At 64.1% G+C, this 17,220-nt stretch carries 14 protein-coding genes and 1 rRNA gene; 3 read left to right on the top strand and 12 right to left on the bottom strand.

What is annotated here, in order from left to right:
* A 16S ribosomal RNA gene (locus GEV06_10110) occupies positions 1 to 272 on the bottom strand; the annotation flags it as partial.
* Positions 273 to 853: 581 nt separating this feature from the next.
* A complete protein-coding gene (locus tag GEV06_10105; GenBank protein ID MPZ18251.1) occupies positions 854 to 2,149 on the bottom strand; it encodes a tyrosine--tRNA ligase in 1,296 nt (431 codons plus the stop codon).
* Between the two features lie 47 nt (positions 2,150 to 2,196).
* Here GEV06_10105 and GEV06_10100 point away from each other — a divergent pair, with 47 nt between their 5' ends.
* Together GEV06_10100 and thpR are read left to right on the top strand one after the other, a co-directional pair.
* Positions 2,197 to 3,039, top strand: coding sequence for a hypothetical protein (locus GEV06_10100; GenBank protein MPZ18250.1), 843 nt, complete (start codon positions 2,197 to 2,199; stop codon positions 3,037 to 3,039).
* 48 nt (positions 3,040 to 3,087) lie between these two features.
* Positions 3,088 to 3,687 carry an RNA 2',3'-cyclic phosphodiesterase gene (thpR, locus tag GEV06_10095; GenBank protein MPZ18249.1) on the top strand — a complete coding sequence of 200 codons (600 nt, stop codon included), beginning with the start codon at positions 3,088 to 3,090 and terminating at the stop codon, positions 3,685 to 3,687.
* A gap of 16 nt (positions 3,688 to 3,703) precedes the next feature.
* On the opposite strand, the gene GEV06_10090 is transcribed toward thpR, so the two are convergent.
* The 9 genes from GEV06_10090 to GEV06_10050 form a co-directional block, all read right to left on the bottom strand.
* The gene (locus GEV06_10090; protein ID MPZ18248.1) at positions 3,704 to 4,312 is read right to left on the bottom strand and encodes a phosphoribosylglycinamide formyltransferase; all 609 of its coding nucleotides are present in this window, start codon (positions 4,310 to 4,312) and stop codon (positions 3,704 to 3,706) included.
* 30 nt (positions 4,313 to 4,342) lie between these two features.
* Positions 4,343 to 5,341, bottom strand: coding sequence for a phosphoribosylformylglycinamidine cyclo-ligase (locus tag GEV06_10085; protein ID MPZ18247.1), 999 nt, complete (start codon positions 5,339 to 5,341; stop codon positions 4,343 to 4,345).
* A 157-nt stretch (positions 5,342 to 5,498) separates the two neighbouring features.
* Positions 5,499 to 6,818, bottom strand: a complete 1,320-nt coding sequence (locus GEV06_10080; GenBank protein MPZ18246.1) for a hypothetical protein — start codon at positions 6,816 to 6,818, stop codon at positions 5,499 to 5,501.
* Positions 6,819 to 6,820: 2 nt separating this feature from the next.
* Complete coding sequence (locus GEV06_10075) at positions 6,821 to 8,224, bottom strand: amidophosphoribosyltransferase (GenBank protein MPZ18245.1); 1,404 nt, start codon at positions 8,222 to 8,224, stop codon at positions 6,821 to 6,823.
* Between the two features lie 53 nt (positions 8,225 to 8,277).
* Positions 8,278 to 10,548 carry a phosphoribosylformylglycinamidine synthase subunit PurL gene (gene purL, locus GEV06_10070; GenBank protein ID MPZ18244.1) on the bottom strand — a complete coding sequence of 757 codons (2,271 nt, stop codon included), beginning with the start codon at positions 10,546 to 10,548 and terminating at the stop codon, positions 8,278 to 8,280.
* A 79-nt stretch (positions 10,549 to 10,627) separates the two neighbouring features.
* Positions 10,628 to 11,392, bottom strand: coding sequence for a phosphoribosylformylglycinamidine synthase subunit PurQ (gene purQ / locus GEV06_10065; protein MPZ18243.1), 765 nt, complete (start codon positions 11,390 to 11,392; stop codon positions 10,628 to 10,630).
* Positions 11,389 to 11,661 carry a phosphoribosylformylglycinamidine synthase subunit PurS gene (gene purS, locus GEV06_10060; GenBank protein MPZ18242.1) on the bottom strand — a complete coding sequence of 91 codons (273 nt, stop codon included), beginning with the start codon at positions 11,659 to 11,661 and terminating at the stop codon, positions 11,389 to 11,391. Before purS ends, purQ begins: the two co-directional genes overlap by 4 nt.
* A gap of 9 nt (positions 11,662 to 11,670) precedes the next feature.
* Entirely contained in the window at positions 11,671 to 13,005 is a 1,335-nt protein-coding gene (locus tag GEV06_10055) for an adenylosuccinate lyase (protein MPZ18241.1), read from the bottom strand.
* A 29-nt stretch (positions 13,006 to 13,034) separates the two neighbouring features.
* Positions 13,035 to 14,294, bottom strand: coding sequence for an insulinase family protein (locus tag GEV06_10050; protein ID MPZ18240.1), 1,260 nt, complete (start codon positions 14,292 to 14,294; stop codon positions 13,035 to 13,037).
* Positions 14,295 to 14,582: 288 nt separating this feature from the next.
* On the opposite strand from GEV06_10050, the gene rlmN reads away from it, so the two are divergent.
* Positions 14,583 to 15,677, top strand: a complete 1,095-nt coding sequence (gene rlmN / locus GEV06_10045) for a 23S rRNA (adenine(2503)-C(2))-methyltransferase RlmN (protein MPZ18239.1) — start codon at positions 14,583 to 14,585, stop codon at positions 15,675 to 15,677.
* A 146-nt stretch (positions 15,678 to 15,823) separates the two neighbouring features.
* On the opposite strand, the gene purD is transcribed toward rlmN, so the two are convergent.
* Positions 15,824 to 17,092: a phosphoribosylamine--glycine ligase gene (purD, locus tag GEV06_10040; GenBank protein ID MPZ18238.1), complete on the bottom strand. Its 1,269-nt coding sequence runs from the start codon at positions 17,090 to 17,092 to the stop codon at positions 15,824 to 15,826.
* Between the last annotated feature and the right edge of the window lie 128 nt (positions 17,093 to 17,220).

Genomic DNA, 17,220 nt, shown 5'->3' with positions numbered 1-17,220 from the left:
ACCCCACCAACGAGCTAATCGGACGCGGGCCCCTCTCCAAGCGCCAGGCCTTGCGGTCCCCGGCTTTGATCGTCGCCTGTCCAAAGGCGCGATATCATGCGGTATTAGCCCTCCTTTCGGAAGGTTATCCCCCACTCAGAGGTAGGTCACCCACGCGTTACTCACCCGTTTGCCGCTCTACTCAGGGCCGAAGCCCCTTTCGCGCTCGACTTGCATGTGTTAGGCACGCCGCCAGCGTTGATTCTGAGCCAGGATCAAACTCTCATGTTTAAGACTGTCGCCGCTCCGCTCCGAGCACCCACACCGAACATCACGTCCAGTCCAGATCCTCGTGCGTCACGGACATTCCTAACGCAAGAGCTCTTCCTGCGTTCACTACGTCGTTGTTTGGTCTGTCCGCCTCCGCGCCTTGCGGCGCTTCGGCGAGACAGGCTGATTCATGACGGGCTGATGCGTCCCACCTCCGCCGCCTGCGGCGGCTTCGGCGAGACAAGTGCACGTTCTATCTAGTTTTCAAAGAACCGAGATCGTTGACGAGTCTCACCCGCCAACCGTCTGTTTCCCTTGCTCTCAGCGGCTCAGCGACCTGAGCCGACCGTCCTCAGGCGAACCTTACGAGTCTATGACTGAAAAGCCTGTCTGTCAACCACTTTCTACGTTAATTTACTCGGCTTCAATTCACTCGTCGATCCGCCATCCTCGCCGGCCGTCCTGGGCCTGTTGCGGGCTCCGCAGACTCCTCTGGCTGGCCTCGCAGGCTGGCTCCGCACTGGCGCGGCTTCCTGCATGACGAGCACCACAGTATAAAAAGCTGTTACGTCCTTGTCAAACGTGGTGGCTCTCAGTACCGGCTTCACTCTCGCTGGCTTCGCTCTTCCTCGGTCATCTGATCGTCATTCCCCGATGTGGAATGCGCTCGAGCTTGAAGGACGGCCATTCGGTGCGCCCCCACCTGAAGCACATAGCGTCCAGCTCCGGGAGGCTGCCAGCGAAGCTCCACGACCTTTTCGCCATTGATACGCACCCCTCCCTGCTTGATCTTCCGCGTCGCCTCGCTCGCCGACGCCGCCAAGCCGAGGTCGGCAATCGCCCGGCTCAAATTGACCGCCGTGCTGCCGGAAACAACCTCCAGAACGGGAAGCCCCGCGACCGCGCCCGCGTCGCCCTCCGGTTCAACCGCCGACTTCCGCCCCTGCTCGAACCACGTCTCCGCCTGTTCGGCGGCCGCAGGCGAGTGAAAGTCCGTCACGATGCGCTTGGCCAAATCCAGCTTGACCCGCTTGGGGTGCCGGCTCCCTGCCGCTACCTCACGCTTCCACGCGTGCAGCTCCGCCACCGGAAGGTCGGTCAAGAGCTCGTAATACACCCACATCAGCTCGTCCGAGATCGACATCAGCTTGCCGAACATCGTATTGGGTGACTCGTCCACGCCCACGTAGTTACCGAGGCTCTTGGACATCTTCTCCACGCCGTCCAGGCCAACGAGCAACGGCGTCGTCATCACGACCTGCGGCTCCAGACCATAGCCCGGCATGATGTCTCGACCCACGTTGAGATTGAATAGCTGGTCGGTCCCGCCTAGCTCGACGTCGGCGCGCAGCACGACCGAGTCATACCCCTGGACGAGCGGGTACAGGAACTCGTGCAAGGAAATCGGCTGCCCTGACTCGTACCGCTGCCGGAACTCACGACGTTCGAGCATCTGGGCCACGTTGTACCGCGCCGCCAGGCGAACCCACTCCTCGCTTGTCATCGCCCCGAACCAGCGGCTGTTGAAATCGACGACGGTCTTGTTCGCATCGAGCAGCTTGAACACCTGGCTCTTGTACGTCTCGGCGTTTGCGGCAATCTGCTCTGGCGTCAGCGCCGGCCGTGTCTTCGATTGGCCGGTCGGATCGCCAATGAGGCCTGTGAAGTCGCCAATGAGAAAGATCACTCGATGGCCCAGATCCTGGAAGTGCTTCATCTTCCGAAGAAGCACCGTGTGACCCAGATGCAGGTCGGGCGCGGTGGGATCGAACCCGACCTTGACGGTGAGCTGTCGTCTCTCCCGGTGTGCGCGCTCCAGCTTGTCACGGAGCTCCGCGGGGCGAACGACATCCACGCAGCCCTTGGTCAGATAAGCGATTTCCTGATCCAGCGTCATCACTCAGAGACACTATAGGACGACAGCACACTGTTACGATAGCGGTAGGCATGGCTGTCGGCGCGAGACCGGCATTTACCCGGCGCGATTGGTTGAAGACGGCCGCGGCGGCCTTGGTCGGAACCGCGGTCGGAACCGGTGCGCACGGATATTCGTTCGAACGGCTCCATCTCGGTGTCACCCGCACCCGCTTGCCGGTGTCCGGTCTGCCGCCCGCCTTGGTCGGCCTCCGTGTCGGCCTTCTTACAGACACCCATCTGAGCAGTCTGGTTCCCCATGCGCTGATCGAGCGCGCGGTGAACCTGCTGCTCAACGAGCGTCCAGACCTCATCGTGCTCGGTGGCGATTACGTGACGTGGGGCAATCGCGCGTTCGTCGACCCTGCCGCCGAAGTGCTCCGGCCACTCACCGCGCCGCAGGGGGTCTTTGCGATCCTCGGTAACCATGACGATGACCAGGACATGCCGCGCGCGTTGTCACGGGCTGGCTTCGACGTGCTGAAGGATGCGCGCACGACGGTTCGGGTCCGAGGCGAGCGCATCGACCTGCTCGGCGTGAGGTTCTGGACGCGAACGATGGCCGAGCTCGCGCGACTGCTTCGCGGCGCCAGCCCGACCACATTCCTGCTCGCCCACGACCCGCGTCGCCTGAGGCAGGCAAGCGCGCTCGGTGTGCCGCTCGTGCTATCCGGCCACACGCACGGTGGCCAGGTGGTGCTCCCGTACGTGGGTGCCCTCGCAGGCCGCAAGTTCCCGGTCCTTGCCGGCGCCGCCAGACGCGAGAACACGACGCTGTTTGTCAGTCGCGGCGTCGGCACCGTGTATGTGCCCTGTCGGATCAATTGTCCACCCGAGGTCGCCGTGCTCACGCTCGAGCGCAAGGCCGACTTCTAGGCGTCAGGGATCAGGGGTCAGGAGGGACGAGGGGCGAGGCGTTTTTTCATGCGGCTTTTCCTGGCTGTTGATCTCGACGAGGCGACTCGTGTGGCGGTGAGTGAGATCGCCGTGACGCTCCGGGCAATGCTCCATCCAGCAGTCGCCCGCAGCACGACCTGGGTGGCGGCGGCCAACCTGCACATCACGCTCCGCTTTCTCGGTGAGACGCGGGACGAAGCGGCAGCTGCGCTTCGCCTCGCCCTCGACAGGCCGGTGCGCCTGGCGCCTTTCGAGGTCAAGGTCGGCGCCGTGGGTACATTTCCCAACGCGGCCGCACCACGCATCCTCTGGGTCGGCGTTCGCCGCGGTGGCGCGTTGCTCGAGGAGCTCTACAACGAAGTGCAGGCACGCTTGACCGAGCTTGGCGTACCTCCAGAGCCACGACCCTTCCACCCGCACGTCACACTCGCACGCTTCAAGCGGGACCGGATACCGCGGCGCGCGCGGCTCCCCAACTGGGCTGCGGAAGCAAGCGAGCCAATTGCCCCGATGCTCGTGACAGAGCTCACGCTGTTTGAAAGCTGCATGTCATCGCGTGGGTCAACGTACGTGGCCCAGCTCCGCACCCCTCTGGTCAGGGGCGAAGGGCAAGGGACGAGGGGATAGAAGGGGCTGGAAGGGACTAGGGACCAGGGATGAATCGGCGGCCGTCCATGCGCCAGCCGCCGCGCAGCACCCGAGCAACGGCTTCCGGATATACACGGTGCTCCTCGACGAGAATACGTGCCGCCAGCGTCTCGGGCGTGTCATCGTCACGGACTGGAACGGCGGCCTGCAAAACGATGGGACCGGCATCGAGGTCCTGCGTCACGAAGTGCACGGTGACGCCCGACGTCTTGACGCCATGCTCCCACGCTTGGAGCTGGGCGTCCAAGCCGGCGAACGCCGGCAAGAGCGAAGGATGGATGTTGAGGACGGCGTTGGGGAAGGCGCTGATGAACTCAGGGCCCAGCAGGCGCATGAATCCCGCGAGACAGACGAGATCGACGTTGTGGCTCTCGAGCACGGCGACGAGCGCTCGATCGAATGCAGCGCGCGAGCCGAAGGTCGTGTGATCGACGACCACCGTTTCGATACCAGCCACCCGGGCACGATCGAGTCCCTGCACATGCGGTCGGTTCGAAACGACCACCTGCACGACCGCGTCGAGCCGACCGTCCACGGTCGCGTCGATGATCGCCTGCAAGTTACTGCCACGACCGGAAATCAGAACGCCGAGCCGCTTCGCCATAGGATGTCGAAAAAGAACCGGTTCCTTTCCTCAGACAACGCGTCCAATGACCCTGGCGCCGGCCTCGCCACGCGCGTGCAGCTTGGCAACGAATGATGACGCGTCGGCTTCCGCACACACCAGAATCAACCCGATTCCCATGTTGAAGGTGCGATACATCTCATCCGCAGGCACACCGCCCGCCGCCTGCAGCCATTGGAACAAGGCGGGAACCTCCCACGCCGCGCGATCCACCTCTGCGGAGGTGCCTTCCGGCAACGCGCGCGGCAGGTTGTCGGTGATGCCGCCCCCGGTGATGTGCGCCATGGCCTTGATGACACCCGTTTCTAGCAGCGGCGCCACGACGGGCAGATACGTGCGGTGAGGAACGAGCAGGGCGCTGCCGACGTCCATGCCGACCTCGGGCACGTAGGTGTCGGCCGTCAGGGCGAGCTGCTCGAACACGATTCGACGGGCCAGCGAGTACCCGTTCGTGTGTAGGCCGCTCGACGGCAAGCCAATCAGCAAATCGCCAGGCGCAACGGTCCGTCCGTCGATGATGCGCGCGCGGTCGACGACGCCGACGATGAAGCCGGCGAGGTCGTACTCCTCATCCACGTAGAAGCCTGGCATCTCAGCCGTCTCGCCGCCGAGGAGCGCGCATCCGTTGTCCCGGCATGCACGCGCCAACCCGCTGACGACGCTGGCCGCCACATCGGGCGAGAGCCGGCCAGTCGCCAGGTAATCGAGAAAGAAAAGTGGCCGCGCTCCCTGAACGAGGATGTCGTTCACGCAGTGGTTGACGAGATCCTCACCAATCGTATCGTGCCGGCTGGTGAGAAACGCGAGCTTCAGCTTCGTGCCCACACCATCCGCGCTCGCCACGAGGACTGGATCCTCGCAATCGATACCGCGCAGATGGAACAGGCCGCCGAACGCGCCAATGTCCGATAGAACGTGCGGCGTGAAGGTACCGCGCGCCAGCTCCCTTACGCGGCGCACAACCTCAGTACCGGCCTCGATATCGACACCTGCGTCCTTGTAGTCCATGAATGCTTGTCACTGAGTAGTGGCCAGTGATCAGTGGTCAGCCGATCTGCCAACGTTCGGGGGCTAGCGGCGAGCCCCCGCGGGCATTCGACGTGAGCCCCCGAACGCTGGTACATCGGCTGATCACTGGCCACCGGCCACTGATCACTACTCATCGTCAGAACTCTAGCGCGCCGATGAGTGTTTGCGCGGTCTTCCGCTCCGCGGAGCTTTCCGGCGACGACCAGAAGGTGCGACGAACGGTCGCATAGAATCGCTCCTCCGCGTAATCCTCTTCCAACATATCGAACGCTTCGCGGAGCACGTCAATCGAGCCGGCGGCCTGTTTGGCCTGCGATAGATAGCCCAGCACCGTTTGCGGGTTGCGTAGCGCCACGCTGCCCACGGCGAGCACCAGCGGCGCGCGCACAGGATCTCTTGTGGGAACGACGGTCTCGAACAACAGCTGCAACGCCTCGGTGTGGTCGGTGATGGCGAGCTCCGCCAGGCTGTCGGCCGTCGCACGCAGGAGGGGTTGGAACCCGACTTCCTTCGAGGCGAAGCGCAGGGTCTCGGCGAGAAAGGACTGGTGCGATTGGCAGTTCACGCCCAACATACAGATCGCCGCCGCGATCGCTGGCTGTTGCTCGCGCGGCGCGGTGCGCTGCAGCCGCGCAAACGTATCCAGCGCGCGTTTGTCGCCAATCCGTCCGAGCGCCAACACCGCATCGTCCTGCAGCGGCCCCTCGAGCTGAGCGATCTTGAGCAACTCGGGTAAGGCATACGCGGCCTTGTGGTCGCCCAGGGCTTCGATCACGCCACTGCGGAAATAGTCTTGCCCGCTCATGACCTCACGCTTCAACGTGGCCTGAACCGTCGGATCTCCCCCGTGCGCCGCCAACGCACGCGTCAGTGGGGGCCGGACGAACTCCGAGGTCTCCTTCTTCAGGGCGGCAACGAAGCGAGGCGCAAGCGCCGGGTCGGGATGTTCTTCGAAGTAGCGATACGCCACCTCGCGAAGGCGATCGTTCTCGTCGGTCAGCACAGCCGCCATCAAGTCCCGGCTCTTGGGATCGTTCAAGCCCGCGAGCAGCACGAGCGCCCGGAAGCGCACGTAGCCGTCCTTGTGCGACCGCGCCGCGTTGGTGAGCATGGGCACGGTTTTCTCGGCGGGTGCACGGCGGACGAGGCTCGACGCGTCCGTCCGGATCTCGTAATCGAGATCGCCGAGCCGGTCGACGGCGGCTTCCAGGTCCCGGGCCGCGGGCGCTTTGTCTGCTGGCTTGGCTTGCGGTGTTGGGGGCTGCGCCGTCGCGGTGCCTGCCGCAAACAACGCGGCACTGAGCACGACCCGCGACAGGACGCGAGTTCGTCCGTCATACACGTGCATGTGGGCACCTCCTTGCGGTCCTTGGTCCTTGGCCCTTGGCCCTTGGCCCTTGGTACGCCTTGGCATCGGGGCAATAGGCGCACCAAGAACCAGGAACCAAGAACCCATAGCTACCGATCCAGCTTGAGGACGAGCTGCAGGTAGGCTTCATGGTCGCGCGGGAACTCGACCGGATACTCTCCCGTGTAGCAGGAGGTGCAGTATGCAGGCTTGTCGGGCGCGACGGCCTGCAGCAGGCCGTCGAGGCTGAGATAGGCCAGGCTGTCCGCTTCGATGTACGTGCGGATTTCTTCCAGCGAATGGGTCGCGGCGATCAGCTCGGCCCGCCGCGGGGTGTCGACGCCGTAGAAGCATGGCGAGATGGTAGGTGGGCAGCTAATACGCATGTGCACCTCTCGCGCGCCGGCCGCGCGAACCATCTTGACGATCTTCCGGCTCGTGGTGCCACGGACAATGGAGTCGTCGACGAGCACCACACGCTGCCCCTGGAGAATGCTTCGCACCGGGTTGAGCTTGACGCGGACACCGAAGTGCCGGATCGACTGCTGGGGCTCGATGAACGTTCGGCCGACGTAGTGGTTCCGGATCAGCCCCATTCGCATCGGCAGCCCAGACATCTCGGCGTAGCCGATCCCTGCGCAGACTCCGGAGTCGGGAATGGGCACGACCACGTCGGCGTCCACCTGGGCCTCTTGAGCAAGCAGCCGGCCGAGCTCCGTCCGCACTTCATTGACGCTGCGTCCGAACACCTGACTATCGGGCCTCGAGAAGTAGACGTGCTCGAAGATGCAGTGGGCGGCACGCGCCGGCGGGAAAGGGTGATACGAGCGCACCCCTTCATTCGTGAACACGAGCACCTCGCCCGGCTCGACGTCGCGCACATAGCGGGCACCGATGAGATCCAGCGCACACGTCTCCGAACAAGCAATCCACGCGTCGCCAAGCCGGCCCAGGGCCAGGGGTCGGAAGCCGTGGGGATCACGCGCGACAAGCATCCGATCCTTGGCAAGGAGCAACAACGAGAATGCGCCACGCACCTGTCTGAGCGAATCGATGACGGCGTCGTCGATGGTCCCCTTCTTCGATCGAGCATACAAATGGAGGATGACCTCCGTGTCGCTGCTCGTCTGGAAGATCGCGCCCTCTTTCACGAGCTCGTCGCGTCGCTCACTCGCATTCACGAGGTTACCGTTGTGGCACACGGCGATTTGGCCGTGCACGCACTCGATGAGGAGCGGTTGCGCATTGGCGAGGCCGCTCGCGCCAGCGGTCGAATAGCGCGTGTGCCCGATGGCGCTCGTCCCGTCGATCTCGCGTAGCACGCCTTCGGTGAAGATGTCCGCGACATACCCCATTCCACGCGTGACGCGGACGGCATCGCCATCCGCCGCGGCGATGCCGGCGCTCTCCTGACCGCGGTGCTGGAGCGCGTAGAGACCTAGATAGGTGAGGTTGGCCGCCTCGGTATGACCGAAGATGCCGAAGATGCCGCATTCTTCCTTGAGCTTGTCCATCGTCTCCTGATGGCGGGGCTGATAAAGTCCCGCCCGACCCAATCACGGAGGATCTAAGCGGCGCGCGAGTCGAGCAGTCGCGCTAGCGCCGTGGTCCAGATCATCTCCACGTCACGGAGCGGCTCGTCGATTACCGTGCGGCCGTCGAGGACGATACGCACACGATCGCCGCCGGTGTAGCCGATGAGGCGGGCCGGCACACCTACACTTTCGGCGCGATCGAGAAACGCCCGCTCGTCTTCTTGGCGAACCGCCACGAGGAGGCGACCGGCAGCCTCACCGAAGAGGATGCTGTGCTCGAGGGGGACCAGCGTGTCATCCTTTGCCGCCGATCCACTTCCCGACCTGTCGCTGTCCAGCGCCCCTAGATCAATGTTCACACCAATATCGCCGTTCTCAAAGCAGCATTCGGCGAGCGTCACCGCCAAGCCACCCTCGGCAAGGTCGTGCGCCGAACGGACGAGGCTGTCTCGAATCGCCGCTGGTAACAAATGATGCAGCGCGCGCTCGGCCTCCAGGTCGCAGGCTGGCGGGGTGCCGCGAACCTGGCCGTGGATCACCTGGAGATATTCACTGCCACCGATCTCGGCTGAAAGCGTGTGCGCGCCGACGAGCACGACGGTCAAGCCCGGCTCAGGAAACGCTCGGCTCGCGATCTTCGAGGCATCTTCGATCAGTCCCACGGCACCCACAACCGTCGTCGGGTAGATCGGCCGTCCCTCCGTCTCGTTGTAGAGACTGACGTTTCCTCCCGTTATAGGAATCTCGAGCGCACGGCAGGCTTCCGACAAGCCTTCAATGGCCTCGACGAGCTGCCACATGATGTCCGGCCGCTCAGGATTGCCAAAGTTGAGGTTGTTCGTCGCACCGAGCGGGACACCGCCGGCGCAGGCGACATTGCGCGCAGCCTCCGCAACCGCCAGGATGGCGCCGCGGCGAGGATTCAACTGGCCGTAGCGTCCGTTGCCATCGAGCGACATGGCCAGAGCGCGGCTGGTGCCCTTCACTCGCACGACGCCAGTGCCCATCCCCGGCAAGACCAGCGTGTTCGTGCGGACCATGTGGTCGTATTGCCGGAAGATCCACCGCTTGCCCGCGATCGTGGGCGATGCGAGCAGAGAGAGGAGAACGTCCCGGGACGCAGGAGCCGGCTTCAGATGCTCTGGCCGCAGCGCTTGCGCCGCGTCGAAGTGCTCCGGCTTCACAGATGGTCGGTCGTAGAGAGGAGCCTCATCGGCCAACGCTGCAGCGGGAATCTCCGCGACCGGCGTGCCTTGGTGCCGGATACGCACGACGCCGTCACCCGTCACCTCACCAATCTGGCAGGCGTGCAGATCCCATTTCTCGAAGATCTGCTCGACGTCCGCCTCGCGGCCCTTCTTGACGACGAAGAGCATGCGCTCCTGCGACTCGGAGAGCATGATCTCATACGGTGTCATCCCGGCTTCGCGTTGAGGAACCGACGTCACCTCGACGTCCATGCCCGTGCGAGCCCTCGCGCTCATCTCAGAGGTCGCGCAGGTGAGACCGGCCGCTCCCATGTCCTGCAGACCGACGAGCGCGTCGCCGCGTAGCACTTCGAGGCAGGCCTCGAGCAGGAGCTTCTCCATGAAGGGATCACCCACCTGCACGTTCGGGCGCTTGGCAGACGCTTGCTCGTCGAACTCCGCTGAAGCCATGGTCGCGCCGTGAATACCGTCGCGTCCCGTCTTCGCGCCAACGTAGTAGACCGGATTGCCAACGCCCTCGGCGCGCCCCTTCACGAGATGCGCCGTCGGCGCGATGCCCAGACAGAACACATTGACCAGCGGATTGCCGGCGTAGCAAGGATCGAAGACGGCTTCGCCACCCACCACTGGAATACCGATGCTATTGCCATACCCGGCGATGCCGGCCACCACGCCTCCCACGATGTGACGCGTGAGTGGCATATCGAGCGTGCCGAAGCGCAGCGAATCCATCAACGCAATGGGCCGTGCGCCCATGGTGAAGATGTCGCGGATGATGCCGCCCACGCCGGTCGCCGCACCTTGATACGGCTCGATGAACGACGGGTGGTTGTGCGACTCGATCTTGAACACCGCGGCAAGCCCATCGCCGATATCGACCGCGCCAGCATTCTCGCCAGGGCCTTGCAGCACATGCGGTCCCGTTGTCGGGAGCCTCTTCAGGTGGATGCGCGAGCTCTTGTAGCTGCAGTGCTCCGACCACATGACCGAGAACATGCCGAGCTCGGTGAGGCTCGGCTCGCGGCCCAGAATCGTGACAATGCGATCGTATTCGTCACGCGTGAGGCCGTGTTGTTCCAGCAGGGTAGTGGTCATCGGAAATCGGGAGCGCGCCCGACCTAAAGGTCGGGCCTACACCTTCGATTGAGGCACGGTCCACATGTAGGCCCGACCTTTAGGTCGGGCGCGGGCGCTGCTCGAGCCCGCCGGCCCTAAAGGCCCACCCTACCGTCTCTGCAGTGTTTGCGCCTGTACGAATTGTTGCGACCACGGAATCCAAGATCAGGCGGCCGTCCACGCTGCCCAGCAGCGACTCGCATGCGCGCTCGGGATGCGGCATCAGCGCCACCACATTGCGCGCCTCGTTACAGATGCCTGCGATGTTGTCGAGAGAGCCGTTTGGATTGCCGTCTGGCGTTGGCTCACCTTCCGCGTTCACGTAACGGAAGACGACCTGCCCGTTCCTCTCCAGCCGTTCCAGGACGTCTGTTGGCGCATAGAAGTTGCCGTCGCCGTGCGCAATGGGAAGCGTCAGCAGCTGACCCGCCTGGCACAGGTTGGTAAACGGTGTGTCGGCTCGCTCGACACGGACCCGCACTGCCTCACAGCGAAACTTGAGGCTCCGATTCCGCAGCATCGCCCCGTCCAGCAATCCTGCCTCTTGCAGGATCTGAAATCCGTTGCAGATGCCCAGCACCGGCCCGCCCTCGGCGGCAAACCGAGCGACCACCTGCATGATCGGCGAGAACCTCGCCACGGCGCCGGTGCGCAGGTAATCGCCGTACGAAAATCCTCCGGGTAGGATCACCGCGTCCGCCCCCTTCAGGCTCGTCTCCTTGTGCCACAAGAAATCGGTATCGTGGCCCAGCACGTGCTTGACGGCATGATACGCATCGTGATCGCAGTTCGAGCCTGGGAAGACGACGACGGCGAACTTCATGGCTGCACTTCCACGCGATAACTCTCGATCACCGGATTCGCGAGCAGGCGGTCGGCAATCTCTTCCACCTGTCGCTGCGCCTCCCCGGTGGACTCTGCCCGGACAGTCAGCTCGAAGTACTTTCCCTGGCGGACGTCTTCGACGCCACCGTAGCCCATCGAGTGCAGCGCTTCGGCGATCGTCGTGCCCTGCGGATCGAAGACGGACGGCTTGAGCGTGACAAAGACCTTCGCCCTGACAGTGGGTGCGGCGGCAGCGGCGTCACTCATGGCAATCTCTCACGGAACGGCGCCAGCGGGCGCGACCGTCGGCTCCCCGACGAGGCCGAACACTCGATCGACAATCGTATCGACGTGACGCAGCTGCTGATCGAGATCGAACGCCTTGTCGATCTCGTCGCTGGCCAGCACGCGCCTCACGTCCGGATCGTCCAGCAACAGGGCCTTGAGCTCTCGTTGGTCCTCGTACGATCGCAGCGCACAGCGCTGGACCCACAGGTAGGCTTGCTCGCGCGCCACGCCTCGTCTTGCAAGCTCCAGGAGCACCTGGCCCGAGAACACGACACCACGTGAGCGGCGCAGGTTCTCGAGCATGCGCTCCGGATGCACGACCATGCCGGCCACGATCCCCGTGAAGCGGCGGAGCATGTGATCCAGCGCAATGAAGCTATCGGGGAGGATGACACGCTCGACCGACGAATGCGAGATGTCGCGCTCGTGCCAGAGCGCCACGTTCTCGAGCGCAGCCATGGCGTTCGCACGGACGACGCGCGCGAGCCCGCAGATCTGCTCACAGCCGACGGGATTGCGCTTGTGCGGCATCGCCGACGAGCCCTTCTGTCCGCGTGCAAACGGCTCTTCGACCTCGCCAATCTCGGTCTTCTGCAAGCCACGTATCTCGAGGGCGAACTTCTCGAGCGAGGCCGCCGTAATCGCCAGCGCCGCGAGCAACTCCGCGTGCCGATCGCGCTGGACGATTTGTGATGACACAGGCGCCGCCGCCAGGCCGAGCTTCCGGCAGACATCGGCCTCGATCGAGGGCGGGAGGTGCGCAAACGTCCCGACGGCCCCCGAGACCTTCCCGACACTGACGGTTTCACGCGCGCGAACCAGCCGCGTCCGATCGCGCTGTAGCTCCGCGTACCACAGCGCGAGCTTCAAGCCGAAGGTCATGGGCTCGGCATGCACGCCGTGCGTGCGGCCGATCATTGGCGTTCGCCGGTGCTCGTCCGCTCGGCTCCGAATGGCAGCCGCCAGGGCGTCGATGTTCTCGAGGAGGAGATTGCACGCGTCACGCATCTGCACGGCCAGCGCCGTGTCCACGACGTCGGAGGAGGTCAAGCCGAAGTGCAGCCAGCGCGCGGACGGCCCGACGCGCTCGGCAACCGCCGTGGTGAACGCAATGACGTCGTGCTGTGTGGTTTGTTCGATGGCGTCGATGCGTGCGATATCGAACGCGCCGCGCTCTCGAATGTCTCGTGCGGCCTCGGCGGGCACGATTCCGGCGTCCGCCATCGCTTCGGCTGCGGCCGTCTCGACCCGCAGCCAGGTCTCGAAGCGCCGCTGGTCGCTCCAGAGGCGCCCCATAGCAGGGTGCGTGTACCGAGGAATCATCCGGTAATAGCCCTATCCGTCACTGACAATCACTCGAGATCCAATCTCTCCTTCTCCACAGGGACGCCCTCGTCTGGGCCGAGCAGGGTCACACCGAGCGAGCCATTCGAGAAGAGATCCGCCGCCACACGTTGAATGTCCGCGATGGTGACTGCCTCGATGCCCTCGAGCACCTCATCGATCGTGTACGCCCGATCGAAGTAGATCTCCTGACGCGCCAAATGCGTCATCCGGCTCGACGTGCTCTCGAGGCTCAACATCAGACTCCCCTTGAGATGATCCTTCGCACGCCGCAGCTCGTCGCTCGACACCGGCTCGCGCCGTAAGCTGCGTAGCTCTTCGACCACGAGGTCGAGCACCTCCGGCACCGTGTCGTTGGCGCAACCAGCATAGATCGTCAAGAGGCCGGCATCGCGATACGCGCTCAAGCCGCTGAAAACCGAGTAAGCCAGGCCACGCTTTTCGCGAATGTTCTGAAAGAGCCGCGAGCTCATCGATCCGCCGAGCACGATGTTCAGCAAATAGCAGACGAACCGATCGTCGTGCACCTGAGGATATCCGATAGTCCCGACGCAAACGTGGCTCTGCTCGAGCTCCTTCTGGCGGGCAACCAGCTGTGGGGCGATTGTAGGAGCTCCGTCGTTCCAGGTATAGCCCTCCGCGCGAAGGTCGTCGAACGCGCGCTCGACCAGATCGCGGATGACCTCGTGGCGAAGGTTGCCGGCCGCTGCCAGAATGAGATTGCGCCCGACGTACGCGCCCTCGAAATAGCTCCGCAACACATCCGGGTCGAAGCCTTCCACCGTCTCACGCGTGCCGAGAATGGGCCGCCCCAGCGGGTGTCCCGCCCAATAGTGCTGGGTGAAGAGCTCATGGACGAGGTCGTCGGGCGTGTCCTCGACCATCTTGATCTCTTCGAGAATCACCCGCTTCTCGCGCTCGACATCTTCCCGCGCAAACGCCGGGTTGCGAATGATGTCCGCCAAGATATCGAACGCCCGCGGAACGTGCTCGTCGAGCACCTTGATGTAGTAGCCCGCGTACTCCTTCGACGTGAAGGCATCGAGGTGCCCACCCATCGAATCAAGCTCCTGTGCGATATCCTGCGCGCTGCGATGGTCGGTCCCCTTGAACAGCATGTGCTCGATGAAGTGGGCGATCCCGCTCTGCGCCTCTTCTTCGTGCCGCGAGCCACGCGTCAACCACACGCCCATGCTCACTGAGCGCACGTGTGGCATGGCCTCGGTGATCAACTCCAGGCCGTTGGCGAGAGTTTCACGAACTATCATGGTGAGTTAACACAAGAGAGCACAAATCGCTTCACGACGCGTGGTGCCAACAAGCGCCAGACGTGTTCTCGTCTTGCATTGAGGGTTGTTCGACAACCTCTGAATCGATAGCGCAGGCCCAGGCTGGCCACCACTTCAGCCCCGCAAAAGATGATCATAGCACGCAGGTTCCCGCAGCACTGGCCGAGCTTTACAGCAGAGCTTCATGCAACCAGCGCCCCTTCCATCGAAAGATGCTATCGTACAGCCATGGGCGCGTGACGGGGTAAGTTGTTGAGAGAACGTGAGATGACGCACTCGAAGGACGGACGGACCGACGTGGCGGAACTGGAGCTTCCACAGCTGGAGGCGCTCCTATCTGCGCTCGGTGTCGCGCCGTTCCACGCGCGTCAACTCTACCGGTGGGTGTACCGCAAAGGCGTGACCGACTTCGCGGATATGACGGACCTGTCACGAACGCTACGGACGCAGCTCTCGGCAGCTTGCTACGTGTCGACCCCTCATGTCATCAGAACCGAGGTGTCGGTGGACGGCACGACGAAGTTCCTGTTACGACTGGTCGACGGCCGAGATATTGAAGCGGTTTACATCCCGGACACACCGTCACAGACGTTTTGTATCTCGACGCAGGCGGGCTGCGCGATGCGATGCGCGTTCTGCCTGACTGGGAAGATGGGGCTCGTCCGCCATTTGAGCGCCGGCGAGATTGCGGGCCAAGCGCGCGTGCTCGCGCGCGAGCTCGGCATGTTGGAGCGCGCGTTCAACATCGTCTTGATGGGCATGGGAGAGCCGCTCCACAACTACGACCACACAATGAAGGCGCTCCGGATGCTCTCAGCCAGGGAGGGCTTGGCCGTTCCCCCACGACGCGTCACGCTCTCGACCGTCGGGCTCGTGCCGGCAATCGAGCGGCTCGCCTCGGAGCCCCTGATACCGAATCTCGCAATCTCGCTCCACGCAACGACTGAGGCACAGCGGAGCGAGCTCGTTCCGATCAACGACAAATATTCGCTGGCCTCGCTCGTGGAGGCCTGCAAACGGCTGCCGCTCGGCCGGCGGCGGCGGATTACGTTCGAGTACGTGCTGCTGGAAGGCGTCAACGACACAACCGACGATGCGCGGCGCCTCGGGACGCTCGTCAGCAGCCTCGAGGCAAAGGTCAATCTGCTGCCGCTCAACGAAGCGCCGGGGATTCCGTTCTGCCGACCATCCGAAGCGCGTGTCGACGCGTTCGCGCGGACGCTCGCCGCCCGCGGGGTCACAGTCTCCGTACGGAAAAGCCGCGGTCGAGACATTCGCGCGGCATGCGGTCAGCTCATCGTCGAAGGCCAGCGCCGCTCGCCCGGCCAGCGCCTCGCGGCGCACATCGGTGCCAACCAGTAGCGAGCGAAAGACAGGAAGAACACGAAGGACACTCACCACGAAGAACACGAAGGGCACGAAGAAATCAATTGGTTTTCTTCGTGATCTTCGTGTCCTTCGTGGTGGATCCTTCGTGACCTTCCTGGTGCATCTTCGTACCTTCGTGGTTACGTCCCTGCGAGCGCCTTCCTCCCAATGTCTCGACGCCACTGCATTCCTGGAAACGAGATCTGACCCACACCCTCGTACACCTGCTGAATGGCGGTGCTGAAATCTGGCCCTCCGGCGACCACCGTCAGCACTCGGCCGCCGGCCGTGACGATGCGGCCGCCGGCGTGACGTGTGCCGGCGTGAAACACCAGGATGTCGCCCGGTGGGTATTCCACGCCTGAGATTGGCAGTCCAACCTCGGCTTGGCCCGGGTAGCCACGGGACGCCAGGACCACGCCAACCTGGACGCCGGATTTGACCGGAACAGCGGTAGCGCTCAACTCGCCGGCTGCGGCGTCGCGCATCAGGGGCGCGAGGTCCGCCTCCATCAGCGGCAGGATCACCTGAGCCTCCGGGTCACCAAGACGCACGTTGAACTCGACGACCTTCGGCCCTTCTGCGGTCAGCATCAGTCCACAGTAGAGCACGCCCCGAAACGGCGTTCCCTCGTGCGCCATCCCCTCGACGACGCGCCGGACAATGGTGCGCGTGACAGTGCCCTGAACCTCCTCTGTGACCAGGGGACTCGGCGCGAAGGCACCCATCCCGCCGGTGTTGGGCCCGCGATCGTGGTCGAAGAGCCGCTTGTGGTCCTGCGCGGCAACCAGCGGCAGCGCACGCTCGCCATCGCACAGGGCAAAACAGGACACTTCGGTCCCGCTCAGAAACTCCTCGACAACCAGCGTGCGGCCCGCTTCACCGAACTGGTGGCTGACCATCGCGGCAGCGATGGCGACACGGGCCGTCTCATGGTCGGTCGCGATGGTCACCCCCTTGCCCGCGGCAAGACCGTCGGCTTTGATGGCGACCGGGAGACCGAGCTCGGCGACGGCGTCGTTGGCCTCGCCCGGCTTGCGGCAGATAATGCCGCGAGCGGTCGGGATACCGTGGCGCATCATGAACTGCTTGGCAAAGGCCTTGCTTGTCTCGAGCCGCGCCGCGCTCTGTGTCGGCCCGAACAGAGGCAGCCCCGCTGTCGCAAACGCGTCGGCGATGCCCCGTTCGAGCGGCTGCTCGGGACCGACGACGGTGAGGTCGATCCGCTCGCGCCGCGCAAGCTCGACCAGGGCAGGGACCGCCATCGAATCAATGGCTTGGCAGCTGGCGATGTCTTCGATCCCGGGGTTGCCGGGCGCGCAGATGACGCGCTCGACCGATGTCTCTCGAGCGAGCTTCCACACCAGGGCGTGCTCGCGCGCACCGCTTCCAACAACGAGGACTTTCATGGCTTGACGTCGGGACGAGGTCCGCGGCCTCCAGGACAGAGGCCGAACCGAGGCCGCGCCGGTCTACGGTCGAGATTACCGGCCGCCCTCCTGCGTGTGGTAGCCTAGCATGTTCACCGGGCACGCGT

Source organism: Luteitalea sp., assembly GCA_009377605.1.
GTDB lineage: Bacteria > Acidobacteriota > Vicinamibacteria > Vicinamibacterales > Vicinamibacteraceae > WHTT01.
Note: the sequence above shows the minus strand (reverse complement) of the source record. Positions and strands in the feature narration are given on the sequence as shown.

Bases quoted from the DNA above. Each gene is read 5' to 3' on its own strand.
- thpR (MPZ18249.1), top strand. From the start codon at position 3,088: ATGCGGCTTTTCCTGGCTGTTGATCTCGACGAGGCGACTCGTGTGGCG.
- GEV06_10080 (MPZ18246.1), bottom strand. From the start codon at position 6,818: ATGGGTTCTTGGTTCCTGGTTCTTGGTGCGCCTATTGCCCCGATGCCA.
- GEV06_10085 (MPZ18247.1), bottom strand. From the start codon at position 5,341: ATGGACTACAAGGACGCAGGTGTCGATATCGAGGCCGGTACTGAGGTT.
- purQ (MPZ18243.1), bottom strand. From the start codon at position 11,392: ATGAAGTTCGCCGTCGTCGTCTTCCCAGGCTCGAACTGCGATCACGAT.
- rlmN (MPZ18239.1), top strand. From the start codon at position 14,583: ATGACGCACTCGAAGGACGGACGGACCGACGTGGCGGAACTGGAGCTT.
- GEV06_10100 (MPZ18250.1), top strand. From the start codon at position 2,197: ATGGCTGTCGGCGCGAGACCGGCATTTACCCGGCGCGATTGGTTGAAG.
- GEV06_10050 (MPZ18240.1), bottom strand. From the start codon at position 14,294: ATGATAGTTCGTGAAACTCTCGCCAACGGCCTGGAGTTGATCACCGAG.
- GEV06_10055 (MPZ18241.1), bottom strand. From the start codon at position 13,005: ATGATTCCTCGGTACACGCACCCTGCTATGGGGCGCCTCTGGAGCGAC.
- GEV06_10090 (MPZ18248.1), bottom strand. From the start codon at position 4,312: ATGGCGAAGCGGCTCGGCGTTCTGATTTCCGGTCGTGGCAGTAACTTG.
- purD (MPZ18238.1), bottom strand. From the start codon at position 17,092: ATGAAAGTCCTCGTTGTTGGAAGCGGTGCGCGCGAGCACGCCCTGGTG.
- GEV06_10075 (MPZ18245.1), bottom strand. From the start codon at position 8,224: ATGGACAAGCTCAAGGAAGAATGCGGCATCTTCGGCATCTTCGGTCAT.
- purL (MPZ18244.1), bottom strand. From the start codon at position 10,548: ATGACCACTACCCTGCTGGAACAACACGGCCTCACGCGTGACGAATAC.
- purS (MPZ18242.1), bottom strand. From the start codon at position 11,661: ATGAGTGACGCCGCTGCCGCCGCACCCACTGTCAGGGCGAAGGTCTTT.